This window comes from Pseudomonas furukawaii (assembly GCF_002355475.1).
GTDB classification, from domain to species: domain Bacteria; phylum Pseudomonadota; class Gammaproteobacteria; order Pseudomonadales; family Pseudomonadaceae; genus Metapseudomonas; species Metapseudomonas furukawaii.
On record NZ_AP014862.1, the window covers coordinates 38282 to 51445 of the forward strand.

A 13164-nucleotide genomic window follows, 5' to 3' on the forward strand; every position below is an offset into this window, starting at 1 on the left:
ATCAACTTTTCCAGACGCAACAGGTGAATGCCGTGAGTTCCAGCAATCCCCTCCTGCAGGACTTCGACCTGCCGCCCTACTCCGCCATCAAGCCCGAGCACGTCGAGCCGGCGGTGGACCAGATCCTCGCCGACAACCGGGCCGCCATCGCCGCGCTGCTGGCGCAACAGGATGGCACCCCCACCTGGCAGGGCCTGGTGCTGGCGCTGGACGAACTGGGCGAGCGCCTGGGCCGTGCCTGGAGCCCGGTGAGCCACCTCAACGCCGTGTGCAACAACGCCGAGCTTCGCAGCGCCTATGAGGCCTGCCTGCCCAAACTGTCCGAATACTGGACGGAAATTGGCCAGAACCGCGCCCTGTTCCAGGCCTACGAGGCCCTGGCCGCAAGCCCCGGTGCCGCCGGTTTCGATGTGGCCCAGAAGACCATCCTCGACCATGCCCTGCGTGACTTCCGCCTGTCCGGCATCGACCTGCCGACGGACCAGCAGCAGCGCTACGGCGAAATCCAGATGAAGCTCTCCGAGCTGGGCAGCCGCTTCTCCAACCAGTTGCTGGACGCCACCCAGGCCTGGACCAAGCAGGTCACCGACGAAGCCGCCCTCGCCGGCCTCACCGACTCGGCCAGGGCGCAGATGAAGCAGGCCGCCGAGGCCAAGGGACTGGACGGCTGGCTGATCACCCTGGAGTTCCCCAGCTACTACGCGGTGATGACCTACGCCGACGACCGCGCCCTGCGCGAAGAGGTCTACACCGCCTACAGCACCCGCGCTTCCGACCAGGGCCCCAACGCCGGGCAGAACGACAACGGCCCGGTGATGGCCGAGATCCTCGACCTGCGCCAGGAGCTGGCGCGGCTGCTGGGTTTCGCCCATTTCTCCGAGCTGTCCCTGGCCACCAAGATGGCCGAGAACACCCCGCAGGTGCTCGGCTTCCTCCGCGACCTGGCCCAGCGCAGCAAGCCTTTCGCCGCCAAGGACCTGGACGAGCTCAAGGCCTTCGCCGCCGAGCGCGGAGTCGCCGACCTGAAGAGCTGGGACGTCGGTTATTTCAGCGAGAAACTGCGTGAGCAGCGCTACAGCATTTCCCAGGAAGTCCTGCGCGCCTACTTCCCCGTCGACAAGGTGCTCGCCGGCCTGTTCGCCATCGTGCAGAAGCTCTACGGCATCGAGATCCGCGAGCTCAGCGGCTTCGACACCTGGCACCCGGACGTGCGCCTGTTCGAGATCAGCGAGGACGGCCAGCACGTCGGCCGCTTCTTCTTCGACCTCTACGCCCGCGCCAACAAGCGCGGTGGCGCCTGGATGGACGGCGCCCGCGACAAGCGCCGCAACGCCCGTGGCGAACTGATCGCGCCGGTGGCCAACCTGGTGTGCAACTTCACGCCCGCCGTCGGCGACAAGCCCGCGCTGCTGACCCACGATGAGGTCACCACCCTGTTCCACGAGTTCGGCCACGGCCTGCACCACCTGCTGACCCGCGTCGAACACGCCGGTGCCTCCGGCATCAACGGCGTGGCCTGGGACGCGGTGGAGCTGCCCAGCCAGTTCATGGAGAACTGGTGCTGGGAGCCGGAAGGCCTGGCGCTGATCTCCGGCCACTACCAGACCGGCGAGCCCCTGCCCCAGGACCTGCTGGACAAGATGCTGGCGGCGAAGAACTTCCAGTCCGGCCTGATGATGGTGCGCCAGCTGGAGTTCTCCCTGTTCGACTTCGAGCTGCACGCCACCCACGGCGACGGCCGCGGCGTGCTGGATGTGCTGGAAGCCGTGCGTGACGAAGTGGCGGTGATGCGCCCGCCGGCGTTCAACCGCTTCGCCAACAGCTTCGCCCACATCTTCGCCGGCGGTTACGCCGCCGGTTACTACAGCTACAAGTGGGCCGAGGTGCTGTCCGCCGACGCCTTCTCCCGCTTCGAGGAGGAAGGTGTGCTCAACCCGGCCACCGGCCGCGCCTTCCGCGATGCCATCCTCGCCCGTGGCGGCTCCCAGGAGCCTATGGTGCTGTTCGTCGACTTCCGCGGTCGCGAGCCCTCCATCGACGCCCTGCTGCGCCACAGCGGCCTGACGGAGGACGCGGCATGAGCGCCACGCCCAAGCGATTCATCGCCGGGGCCGTGTGCCCCGCCTGCAGCGAGATGGACAAGATCCAGATGTGGGACGAGGACGGCGTGCCGCACCGCCAGTGCGTCAACTGCGGCTACGCCGACACCCTCAATGCCCAGGGCCAATCGGTACCCAAGGAGCTGGGGACCCGGGTGAACCAGGCGAAGCCCAAGGCAGCCGACCCCAAGGTGCAGGCGGTACAGTTCTTCCCCAACCCCAAGCTGAAGAAGCCCGCCGAGTAAGGTGGTCGCCAAGGAGGGCGCATGTGGCATCTGGTCTGTGGTGACAACGCGGTGGAGGGCGTCGCGTTCGCCCTCGGCGAAACCGTCCCCCTCGAGTGTTTGCGGGTGCTGCTCGACGACCTTGCGGTCGGTCCGCTGAAGGGCATCGAGCAACCGCCCTGCACCCGTCGCGCGGCGTTCTGGCGCGCGGTCTGGCCCGAGGCGGTGCAGCCTGCGCCGGACTTCGAAGCCGGCCTGGACGAGGATGCGCGGTGGCTCGCCGGCCTGGCCGGGCAGAGCCAGGCGGTCACCGTCTGGCATGGCGACAGTGCTTCCGAGCAGTTGCTGCTGGCGCGGGTCGCCGCCGCGCTGGAACACAGCGAACTGCCGCTCTGGGAGGTGCCCTGCGGCACCGGCGACAGCCGTGTGGCCAACCGTCGCGCGGTGGCCATGCATCGGCCGGCCGAACTCGCCGGGTTGTATCTGCCGAAGCTGGTAGGGCTGGAGCGCCGCCAGCAACTGGTGGCGCAATGGCGCGGCGTACTGGCGGAGGGCGCGGGCATTCGTCGCTGGCGGGATGGCGCCTTCCATGGCGAGGACTTCAGCCTCATCGATGCCGACCTGCTGGGCCACTGCACCGCCGAATGGCGCCCTTTGGGCCGGGTGATGGCTGGGGTGATGGCCGGCTGCGACGGCTTCTTCGCCAGCGATTTCTTCCTGTTCTGGCGGGCGCGGGAGCTGGCCGCCCAGGGCCGGGTCGAGATCGACGGTGAGCCGGCATCGAACGGCTACGGCGGCCTTCGGGTGCGCCTGACGGGCTGACGCTCGCGAGGGCTGAATTTCCGACGAAATCCGGCTGGCGCAGGACGTCGCAAGAGAATACTGTTTATTCATACAGTATATTCGGAGCGTCCCGTCATGTCCGTCATCCTCCCGCCCCGTGGCCGCGGTACCGGCAGCAATCCCCTCAATCGCTTCGCACCCACCACCTCTGTGGCCCTGGACGACGGCTGGTTCCAGGAAGTCCCGCCCAGCCGCGCCACCGAGGTGCGACTGGAAACCGCCAAGAGCATCATCACTCGCAACCAGTCGCCGGACCTGCCGTTCGATCGCTCGGTGAATCCCTATCGCGGCTGCGAGCACGGCTGCATCTACTGCTACGCACGTCCCAGCCACGCCTACTGGGACCTGTCCCCGGGCCTGGATTTCGAGACCCGGCTGATCGCCAAGACCAATGCCGTCGCCCTGCTCGAACAGCAGCTGTCCAGGCCCGGCTACCAGTGTGCGCCCATCAACCTGGGGTCCAACACCGATCCCTACCAGCCCATCGAGCGGGAGCACCGGCTGACCCGCCAGACCCTGGAGGTGCTGCTGCGCTACCGCCATCCCCTGACCATAGTCACCAAGGGCTCGCTGGTCTTGAGGGACCTGGACCTGCTCACCCAACTGGCGGAGCAGAAGCTGGTGAAGGTGCTGATCAGCCTCACCACCCTGGACGACGAACTCAAGCGCACGCTCGAACCCCGTGCCGCCGCGCCCTCGGCGCGATTGGGCGCGATCCGCGTGTTGCGGGAGAACCGGGTGCCGGTGGGCGTGCTCTGCTCGCCGATGATTCCGATGATCAACGACATGGAACTGGAAAGCCTGCTGGAGGCGGCCCGGGACGCCGGTGCGCGGCAGGCGTCCTACATGCTGCTGCGTCTGCCCCGTGAAGTGGCGCCGTTGTTCGAGGAGTGGCTGGAGGCCCACTACCCCCAGCGCGCCGCCCACGTCATGAGCATCATCCGCCAGTGCCGGGGCGGCGAGGTCTACGACAGCCGCTTCGGTCACCGCTTTCGCGGCCAGGGCCCGTTCGCGGAGTTGCTGGCCCAGCGCTTCGCCGTGGCCTTGCGCAAGCTCGGACTGGACCGGCGCATGGACCAGGAACTGGACAGGTCACGCTTCTGTCCGCCGGGCGGACAGATGGCGTTACTTTGAGGTGTGACTCGCGGGGTGGTTTTGGCTGTCCTGTAGGAATCCAAGTGCCTGCGAAGCGTGGATAATGCGCGGCATAAAAAGAATCTTCCTACGATCACAGAGGTTGTCAGCATGAGCAACGAGCACGACAAGCAGCGGAGTGAAAGCGCCGAAGAGGCGCTGCGGACCATTGTCGAGGGCTTCCAGCGCTTCCGCGACGAGGTCTTCCCCCAGCAGGAAGAGCTGTTCAAGAAACTGGCTCATGAACAGAAGCCCCGCGCCATGTTCATCACCTGCGCGGATTCTCGGATCGTGCCCGAGCTCATCACCCAGAGCTCCCCGGGCGACCTGTTCGTCACCCGTAACGTCGGCAACGTGGTTCCACCCTATGGCCAGATGAACGGCGGCGTATCCACCGCCATCGAATTCGCGGTGATGGCCCTGGGCGTGCACCACATCATCATTTGCGGGCATTCCGACTGCGGCGCCATGAAGGCGGTGATGGACCCCCAGACCCTCGAGCGCATGCCCACCGTCAAGGCCTGGCTGCGTCACGCCGAAGTGGCCAAGGTGGTGGTGCAGGAAAACTGCGGGTGCGCCAACCATGAGTCCCTGGAGGTGCTGACCGAGGAGAACGTGGTGGCCCAGCTCGACCACCTGCGGACCCACCCCTCGGTGGCGGCACGCCTGGCCAGCGGCCAGTTGTTCATCCACGGCTGGGTCTACGATATCGAGACCTCGGTGATCAAGGCCTACGACGCCGAACTGGGCCGCTTCCGCCCCATCGGCGATGGCCCGCTGCCCATGGCCACGCCGCGTCCGCGCTACCAGGTGGACTGATCGAAGAGGAAGGGGCTGCAGGTGCAGCCCCTTCTTCGTTGCGCGATCCCCGCTCAGCCGGCGGTGCGCGGGGCCTGGTTCAGCTGCAGTTCCACACCCAGTTGCCGGGACATGCAGGGCCAGCGCTTCCAGGCGGCGTCCACCTTCGGGTCGTTGAGGCGCTGGCGATAGGCCTGGGCCGAGGGCTGGTCGAACGCTTCCTCGTCCAGCAGGCCTTCCACGGCGTGGTGCACGGCCTCGTCCAGTTCGTTGGCGAAGGGCTCGCCGATCAGCTGGTGGGCGATGAGGTTGGCCACCGTGGTGTCCAGCGGGATCAGCGGCTGACCGAAGTGGACGATGTAGCGATCGTTGACCTCCTCCACCAGGCGATGGGCCAGGTACGCCTCGTCCAGCAGGCCTTCCAGGCCTTCGTGCCCGGCCATCAGGGCGGGAGGCTGGAGGAAGAATTGCTCGGCTACCTTCAGCACCGGCCTGATTTCGTCCTCGATGCCCGCCTCCCGGGCGACGTTGGTCGCGGCCTCCAGGACATCCGGTACCTGTTCCACATAGCCGGCGATAAAGCGGGCGAGCACGCCTTCGGCATCTTCGTCCGGCAGGCGGATGGCGGGGTGGAGGCTGGCGACCTGATGTTCGAGTATGGCCTTGAGCTGGGTGGAGGCGGCTTCGTTCTGGAGGGCGCGCTGGATGACTTCACGCAGTGCGGCGGTATTCATGACTGCTCCCGGGTAGGACATGGCGTTGTGAAAGTGAAGAACAGAACTTAGCTTGCCCTGAAGAACTGCTAAGACCGGATTGTCATAATCCCTTCACAGTTATTCGGCGCAGCTATAACGGCACTTTGCCACTGGTGCCTCCCCCTCGCCAATGGCGACCTCCAGGGCAAGCCCCAGGGCCTTTCAGCTATTTCCTCCGGCGCGTTGCGCGGTGAAGGTCCCTGTCTATACTCCGACTCGAAAGGCAGTACCTGATGGAACCCGACTGTGCACCTGCGTGCCGAGGTCGGCGGTCCGAGCTTGGTAGTCTGGACAGCCGTCCCCAGTCCGTTGGCCCAGCCGGCGGGATAACAAGAACGAGAAGGGGAACCCGCAATGATGCGACATCCACGAGTCTGGATGGGACTCCTGCTGTGGTCTGTTCTCTCCCAGGCCCAGGCGGCCTGGACTGTCAACATGACGCCCGGTGCCACCGAGGTCAGCCGCACCGTCTTCGATCTGCACATGACCATCTTCTGGATCTGCGTCGTCATCGGCGTGATCGTGTTCGGTGCCATGTTCTGGTCGATGATCATCCACCGCCGCTCCACCGGCCAGCAGCCGGCGCATTTCCACGAAAGCACCACGGTGGAAATCCTCTGGACCGTCGTGCCCTTTGTCATCCTGGTGTTGATGGCGATTCCCGCCACCAAGACCCTGATCGACATCTACGACACCTCCGAGTCCGGGTTGGATGTGCAGATCACCGGCTACCAGTGGAAATGGCACTACAAGTACCTGGGCCAGGACGTGGAGTTCTTCAGCAACCTGGCCACGCCCAGCGAGCAGATCCACAACAAGGCGCCGAAGGACGAGCACTACCTGCTGGAGGTCGACCAGCCGCTGGTGGTGCCCGTGGGCACCAAGGTGCGTTTCCTGATCACCGCCGCCGACGTGATCCACTCCTGGTGGGTGCCGGCCCTGGCGGTGAAGAAGGACGCCATTCCCGGCTTCGTCAACGAGTCCTGGACGCGCATCGAGAAGCCCGGCCTCTACCGTGGCCAGTGCACCGAGCTGTGCGGCAAGGACCATGGCTTCATGCCCATCGTGGTGGAGGCCAAGTCCCAGGAGGACTTCGCCAAGTGGCTGGCCGCGCGCAAGGAAGAGACCGCCAAGCTCAAGGAGCTGACCGACAAGGAGTGGACGCTGGATGAACTGGTGGCCCGTGGCGACAAGGTCTACCACACCTCCTGCGCCGCCTGTCACCAGCCCGAGGGCCAGGGCATGCCGCCCATGTTCCCGGCGCTCAAGGGTTCGAAGATCGCCACCGGGCCGAAGGCCGACCACCTGAACATCGTCTTCCACGGCAAGCCCGGCACCTCCATGGCGGCCTTCGGCAAGCAACTGTCGGAAGTCGATATCGCCGCTGTCATCACCTACGAGCGCAACGCCTGGGGCAACAACACGGGCGACATGGTGACGCCCAAGGAAGTGCTGGCCCTGAAGCAGGCGGAAAGCCAATGAAGACGACACCGGCCTATAGGGAGACTGACATGAGCGCAGTGATCGACCAGGATCATGCCGGACATGATCACCACCACGGCCCCGCCAAGGGTCTGATGCGTTGGGTGCTGACCACCAACCACAAGGACATCGGCTCGCTGTACCTGTGGTTCAGCTTCGCCATGTTCCTGCTGGGCGGATCCATGGCGATGGTGATCCGCGCCGAACTGTTCCAGCCGGGCCTGCAGATCGTGCAGCCGGAGTTCTTCAACCAGATGACCACCATGCACGGCCTGATCATGGTCTTCGGCGCGGTGATGCCGGCCTTCGTCGGCCTGGCCAACTGGATGATCCCGCTGATGATCGGTGCGCCGGACATGGCCCTGCCGAGGATGAACAACTTCAGCTTCTGGCTGTTGCCGGCGGCCTTCGGCCTGCTGGTGAGCACCCTGTTCTCCGAGGGGGGCGGGCCGAACTTCGGCTGGACCTTCTATGCCCCGCTGTCCACCACCTACGCGCCGGAAAGCGTCACCTTCTTCATCTTCGCCATCCACCTGATGGGCATCAGTTCGATCATGGGGGCGATCAACGTGATCGCCACCATCCTCAACCTGCGTGCCCCGGGCATGACCCTGATGAAGATGCCGCTGTTCGTCTGGACCTGGCTGATCACCGCCTTCCTGCTGATCGCGGTGATGCCGGTGCTGGCGGGCTGCGTGACCATGATGCTGATGGACATCCACTTCGGCACCAGCTTCTTCAACGCGGCCGGTGGCGGTGACCCGGTGCTCTTCCAGCACGTGTTCTGGTTCTTCGGCCACCCCGAGGTGTACATCATGATCCTGCCCGCCTTCGGCGCGGTCAGCTCGATCATCCCGGCCTTCGCCCGCAAGCCGCTGTTCGGCTACACCTCGATGGTCTACGCCACCGCGTCCATCGCCTTCCTGTCCTTCATCGTCTGGGCGCACCACATGTTCACCGTGGGCATCCCGCTGACCGGCGAGCTGTTCTTCATGTTCGCCACCATGCTGATCGCCGTGCCCACCGGGGTGAAGGTGTTCAACTGGGTGACCACCATGTGGGAAGGCTCGATGACCTTCGAGACGCCCATGCTGTTCGCCGTGGCCTTCGTCATCCTCTTCACCATCGGCGGCTTTTCCGGGCTGATGCTGGCCATCGCCCCGGCGGACTTCCAGTACCACGACACCTACTTCGTGGTGGCCCACTTCCACTACGTGCTGGTGCCTGGCGCCATTTTCGGCATCTTCGCCTCGGCCTATTACTGGCTGCCGAAATGGACCGGCCACATGTACGACGAGACCCTGGGCAAGCTGCATTTCTGGATGAGCTTCATCGGCATGAACCTGGCGTTCTTCCCCATGCACTTCGTGGGGCTGGCGGGCATGCCACGGCGGATTCCGGACTACAACCTGCAGTTCGCCGACTTCAACATGATCTCGTCGCTCGGCGCCTTCACCTTCGGCGCGACCCAGTTCCTCTTCCTCTTCATCGTCATCAAGTGCATCCGCGGCGGCAAGCCTGCCCCGGCCAAGCCCTGGGACGGCGCCGAGGGACTGGAGTGGACCGTGCCGTCGCCGGCGCCCTACCACACCTTCACGACGCCGCCGGAAGTGAAATGACGGCCTGGAGCTGCTGCCATGAGTGAGATGCCTGTGCGCCGCCTGGTGGTTCGCCTGCTGCTGCTGGTGGTGGCGATGTTCGGCTTCGGCTTCGCCCTGGTGCCCATCTATGACGTGATGTGCCAGGCGTTCGGCATCAACGGCAAGACCGCCGGGGCCTATCAGGGCGTCCAGAGCGAGGACCAGCAGCGCCAGGTGCGGGTGCAGTTCCTCGCCACCAACGCGGCGGGGATGAGCTGGGAGTTCCGCCCCAGGGCCGATGACCTGGTGGTGCATCCGGGGGCCAGCAACGAGATGCTGTTCGTCGCCTACAACCCCAGCGACAAGCCGATGACGGCCCAGGCCATTCCCAGCGTGGCGCCGTCTAAGGCCGCCGCCTTCTTCCACAAGACCGAATGCTTCTGCTTCACCCAGCAGGTCCTGCAACCCGGCGAGCGCATCGAGATGCCGGTGCGTTTCATCGTCGACCGCGACCTGCCGGCGGATGTGCATCACCTGACCCTCGCTTACACGCTGTTCGATATCACCGCCCGCAAGCCACCCGTCGCCAGGAATGGCGGCTGACGGGCCGATAAGGAGAACAACAACGATGGCAAGTCACGAGCACTACTACGTCCCGTCCCAGAGCAAGTGGCCGATCATCGCCACCCTGGGGCTCCTGGTGACCGTCTACGGCGTGGGCACCTGGTTCAACGACCTCAAGGCCGGGCGCCCCGAGTCCAACGGGCCGATCATCTTCTTCGTCGGCGGCCTGCTGCTGGCCTACATGCTCTTCGGCTGGTTCGGCAACGTCATCCGCGAGAGCCGTGGCGGCCTCTACAGCGCCCAGATGGACCGTTCCTTCCGCTGGGGCATGAGCTGGTTCATCTTCTCCGAAGTGATGTTCTTCGCCGCCTTCTTCGGCGCCCTCTTCTACATCCGCCATTTCGCCGGCCCCTGGTTGGGGGGCGAGGGTGACAAGGGGGTCACCAACATGCTCTGGCCCGGCTTCCAGTACGCCTGGCCGCTGCTGGAGAACCCGGACTCCAAGCTGTTCCCGCCACCCAAGGCGGTGATCGATCCCTGGCACCTGCCGCTGATCAACACCATCCTCCTGGTCACCTCCAGCTTCACCGTGACCTTCGCCCACCACGCCTTGCGCAAGAACAAGCGGGGGCCGCTGAAGATCTGGCTGGCCCTGACCATCCTCCTGGGAGCGGTGTTCATCTTCTTCCAGGCCGAGGAATACGTGCATGCCTACCAGGAGCTGGGGCTGACCCTGGGCTCGGGCATCTACGGCGCGACCTTCTTCATGCTCACCGGCTTCCACGGCGCCCACGTGACCCTGGGGGCGATCATCCTCACGGTGATGCTGGTGCGCATCCTGCGGGGGCACTTCAACGCCGACCACCACTTCGGCTTCGAGGCCGCCAGCTGGTACTGGCACTTCGTGGACGTGGTGTGGATCGGGCTGTTCATCTTTGTGTATGTGCTTTAGCGCGGCTGGACGAGACGGCCGGACGGGGGGAATCGTCCGGCCTTCAGGGATCACCAGGTGACATGGGACACGAGTTGGCCGCTGTAGAAGCCCCAGGCGATGAGCGCCAGGGTCAGGGCGGCCAGGACAACACGAACGGTCAGCGCATTGACCACCCGGGAGCTGCGACCCTCATCCTTGACCAGGAAGAACAGGCCGCTGAAAAGACTGATCAGGGTGGCAAGCAGCAGGAGGACGATCGCGGCCTTGAGCATGCGTGACTCCGGGGGAAGGGGGATGTCGTGCAGTATAGCCAGCCCTGTTCAGGTTCACGGGGGGCGGTCATGAACGGCTTCAGGCCGGGACTTGGTCCTGCCCTGGTGGTCCTCGCCCTGCTGCCGGTGCTGATCGGCCTCGGGTTCTGGCAATTGTCCCGCGCCGAGGAGAAGCGCGCCCTGCTGGCAGCTGCCGAACTGCGCCGCGTCGCCTCCCCCGTCGACCTCGAGAACCTGGCGTCCAGCGCCGATCCCGCCTGGCTTCGGGTGCGTCTCGAAGGCCATTTCGACCCCCGCCACAGCCTGTTGCTGGACAGCCGCATCCGTGATGGCCGCGCCGGCGTGGAACTGCTGCAACCCTTCCAGGACGCCAGTGGCCGCTGGGTGCTGGTCAATCGGGGCTGGTTGCCCTGGCCGGATCGGCGCGAGCCACCCCGCTTCCAGACCCCCGAAGGCCCGCAGCGCCTGATCGCCTGGGTCTACGTGCCACCGGGGGCCGCGTTCGAACTCAAGCCATCGGCCGCCAGCGACTGGCCGCAACTGGTCAACCAGGTGGATGCCGCCGCCCTCTGGCAGCACCTGGCGCGCACCGGGCTGCCCCTGGAGCTGCGCCTGGAAGGTGGCCCGGCGGCCTACCGCACCGACTGGGCGGTGGTGGCCATGGGGCCGGAAAAACACCTCGGCTATGCCGTGCAATGGTTCGCCCTGGCGACCGCACTGCTGGGCCTCTTCATCTATTACGGACTGCGCAAAGGACGGGAGAACGACCATGAACCCAGCACTCGCCATGCCTGATGCCCCGCCCGCCCGCCGACGGGGCCGCCTGCAATTGCTGCTGATCCTGATGGTGGTGATCGGGCCGATGGTCCTCGCCTCCGCGATGTACAAGTTCCAGTTCTGGGTGCCGGAGGGGCGCAGCTTCCATGGCACGCTCGTCGGCAACGGCCTGACCGGCGCCGACATCGGCGTCCGGGGCGCGGTGTCCGGAGGCGGCTGGCAACTGCTGGTCACCGCCCCCGCCGGCTGCCAGGCCGACTGCCAGCAACTGGTCTACCTGGCCCGGCAGATCCATATCGGCCTGGGGCGGGAGGCCTCCCGTGCCAGCCATTCCCTGGCGACCACGGTCGTGCCGGCGGACTATGCCGAGACCCTGCGCCAGGAGTATCCGCAGCTGCGGCGGCTCGGCCTCGACGCCGCCGCCTACCACAAGGCCGCCGCCGCACCGGAGGGCGCTCAGCTCTGGATAGTCGACCCCCACGGCAACCTGGTGCTGCGCTACGACGGCGCCACCAGGGGCAAGCAGATACTCAACGACCTGCGCCACCTGCTGAAGCTTTCCAACATTGGTTGAACGACCCCTTTCCCCGGAAAGGTGAGGAGCGGTTGCTGTGGATAACGACAAGAACCGGCCCGGATTCCGCCTCGCGCTGTTCGCCACCCTGCTGGCGGTGGTGGTGGTCCTGCTGGGCGCCTACACCCGCCTGACCCACGCTGGCCTGGGCTGTCCCGACTGGCCGGGCTGCTACGGCTTCATCGGCGTGCCCAAGACGGAAGCCCAGCTGGCCCATGCCGAGGCCCTCTTCCCCCATGCCCCGGTGGAGGCGGAGAAGGGCTGGAATGAAATGGTCCATCGTTACTTCGCCGGCACCCTGGGCCTGGTGATCCTCGGGCTCGCCCTCCACGCCCTGCGTCGTCGCCACGAGCCGGGACAGCCGGTGAAGCTGCCGCTCCTGCTGGTGGCGGTGGTGGTGGCCCAGGCGGCCTTCGGCATGTGGACGGTGACCCTGCAGCTCTGGCCCCAGGTGGTGACGGCGCACCTGCTGGGGGGCTTCACCACCCTGTCCCTGCTCTGGCTGCTCTGCCTGCGGCTGTCCGGTGCCTTCGCGCCCCTCGCCCTGCCCGCGAGGGTCCGGCGCTGGGCGGCGCTGGGCCTGGCACTGGTGATCGGGCAGGTCGCCCTGGGCGGCTGGGTCAGCTCCAACTACGCGGCGGTGGCCTGCGTCGACCTGCCCACCTGCCATGGCCAGTGGTGGCCGCAGATGGATTTCGCCAACGGCTTCCACCTCACCCAGCACATCGGCCCCAACTACCTCGGTGGCCAGCTGGACAGCGACGCCCGCACCGCCATCCACATGACCCATCGCCTGGGCGCCGTGCTGGTGACCCTGGCGCTGCTGGCCCTGGCCTGGCAGTTGCGCAGCGTCGGCCTCAAGGGCCTGGCCGGAGTGGTCCTGGCCGCTCTCTGCCTGCAGGTGGGGCTGGGCATCAGCAACGTGGTCTTCCACCTGCCGCTGCCGGTGGCGGTGGCCCATAACGGCGGCGGCGCCCTGCTGCTGCTGGTGCTGGTTTCAGTGAACTACCGGGTGCGCGCTGCCAGTCGCCCGGTAGGAGCGAGCGCCGCTCGCGATAGGGCCGGCAGCGATGGTTCGCGAGCAGGGCTCGCTCCTGCGGTTCTGACCTCGCACAGCAAATAAGGAGA

General features: G+C 66.2%; 14 protein-coding genes. 12 read left to right on the forward strand and 2 right to left on the reverse strand.

Annotated elements, in window-relative coordinates; translation table 11 throughout:
* The first annotated feature begins 32 nt into the window (after nucleotides 1-32).
* From prlC to KF707C_RS00225, 5 genes are all read left to right on the forward strand, one after another.
* Nucleotides 33-2081: an oligopeptidase A gene (gene prlC, locus KF707C_RS00205; RefSeq protein WP_003458101.1), complete on the forward strand. Its 2049-nt coding sequence runs from the start codon at nucleotides 33-35 to the stop codon at nucleotides 2079-2081.
* Nucleotides 2078-2344 carry a YheV family putative zinc ribbon protein gene (locus tag KF707C_RS00210; protein ID WP_003458102.1) on the forward strand — a complete coding sequence of 89 codons (267 nt, stop codon included), beginning with the start codon at nucleotides 2078-2080 and terminating at the stop codon, nucleotides 2342-2344. The genes prlC and KF707C_RS00210 overlap by 4 nt, the downstream gene beginning before the upstream one ends.
* Nucleotides 2345-2365: 21 nt before the next feature.
* Entirely contained in the window at nucleotides 2366-3145 is a 780-nt protein-coding gene (locus KF707C_RS00215) for a DUF3658 domain-containing protein (RefSeq protein ID WP_003458103.1), read from the forward strand.
* A gap of 96 nt (nucleotides 3146-3241) precedes the next feature.
* Nucleotides 3242-4300, forward strand: a complete 1059-nt coding sequence (locus KF707C_RS00220) for a PA0069 family radical SAM protein (protein WP_003458104.1) — start codon at nucleotides 3242-3244, stop codon at nucleotides 4298-4300.
* Between the two features lie 111 nt (nucleotides 4301-4411).
* Nucleotides 4412-5119, forward strand: a complete 708-nt coding sequence (locus KF707C_RS00225; protein WP_003458105.1) for a carbonic anhydrase — start codon at nucleotides 4412-4414, stop codon at nucleotides 5117-5119.
* Nucleotides 5120-5172: 53 nt separating this feature from the next.
* Here the strand turns inward: KF707C_RS00225 and KF707C_RS00230 are convergent, their stop codons facing one another.
* A complete protein-coding gene (locus KF707C_RS00230) occupies nucleotides 5173-5832 on the reverse strand; it encodes a hypothetical protein (protein ID WP_003458106.1) in 660 nt (219 codons plus the stop codon).
* Nucleotides 5833-6207: 375 nt separating this feature from the next.
* On the opposite strand from KF707C_RS00230, the gene coxB reads away from it, so the two are divergent.
* The 4 genes from coxB to KF707C_RS00250 are packed head-to-tail and all read left to right on the forward strand — an operon-like array spanning nucleotide 6208 to nucleotide 10431.
* A complete protein-coding gene (gene coxB, locus KF707C_RS00235; protein WP_162497248.1) occupies nucleotides 6208-7335 on the forward strand; it encodes a cytochrome c oxidase subunit II in 1128 nt (375 codons plus the stop codon).
* 29 nt (nucleotides 7336-7364) lie between these two features.
* Complete coding sequence (ctaD, locus tag KF707C_RS00240) at nucleotides 7365-8954, forward strand: cytochrome c oxidase subunit I (RefSeq protein WP_003458109.1); 1590 nt, start codon at nucleotides 7365-7367, stop codon at nucleotides 8952-8954.
* Between the two features lie 18 nt (nucleotides 8955-8972).
* Nucleotides 8973-9518, forward strand: a complete 546-nt coding sequence (locus KF707C_RS00245; RefSeq protein ID WP_003458110.1) for a cytochrome c oxidase assembly protein — start codon at nucleotides 8973-8975, stop codon at nucleotides 9516-9518.
* A gap of 25 nt (nucleotides 9519-9543) precedes the next feature.
* On the forward strand, nucleotides 9544-10431 hold the full coding sequence (locus KF707C_RS00250; RefSeq protein WP_003458111.1) for a cytochrome c oxidase subunit 3: 888 nt from the start codon (nucleotides 9544-9546) through the stop codon (nucleotides 10429-10431).
* A 50-nt stretch (nucleotides 10432-10481) separates the two neighbouring features.
* On the opposite strand, the gene KF707C_RS00255 is transcribed toward KF707C_RS00250, so the two are convergent.
* On the reverse strand, nucleotides 10482-10685 hold the full coding sequence (locus KF707C_RS00255; RefSeq protein ID WP_003458112.1) for a twin transmembrane helix small protein: 204 nt from the start codon (nucleotides 10683-10685) through the stop codon (nucleotides 10482-10484).
* Nucleotides 10686-10754: 69 nt separating this feature from the next.
* Here KF707C_RS00255 and KF707C_RS00260 point away from each other — a divergent pair, with 69 nt between their 5' ends.
* Genes KF707C_RS00260 through KF707C_RS00270 form a run of 3 tightly spaced genes read left to right on the forward strand, consistent with a single transcriptional unit; the run spans nucleotide 10755 to nucleotide 13159 of the window.
* Nucleotides 10755-11480, forward strand: coding sequence for an SURF1 family protein (locus KF707C_RS00260; RefSeq protein ID WP_003458113.1), 726 nt, complete (start codon nucleotides 10755-10757; stop codon nucleotides 11478-11480).
* Nucleotides 11455-12036, forward strand: a complete 582-nt coding sequence (locus tag KF707C_RS00265) for a hypothetical protein (RefSeq protein ID WP_003458114.1) — start codon at nucleotides 11455-11457, stop codon at nucleotides 12034-12036. The genes KF707C_RS00260 and KF707C_RS00265 overlap by 26 nt, the downstream gene beginning before the upstream one ends.
* A gap of 37 nt (nucleotides 12037-12073) precedes the next feature.
* On the forward strand, nucleotides 12074-13159 hold the full coding sequence (locus KF707C_RS00270) for a COX15/CtaA family protein (protein WP_003458115.1): 1086 nt from the start codon (nucleotides 12074-12076) through the stop codon (nucleotides 13157-13159).
* Nucleotides 13160-13164 lie beyond the last annotated feature (5 nt).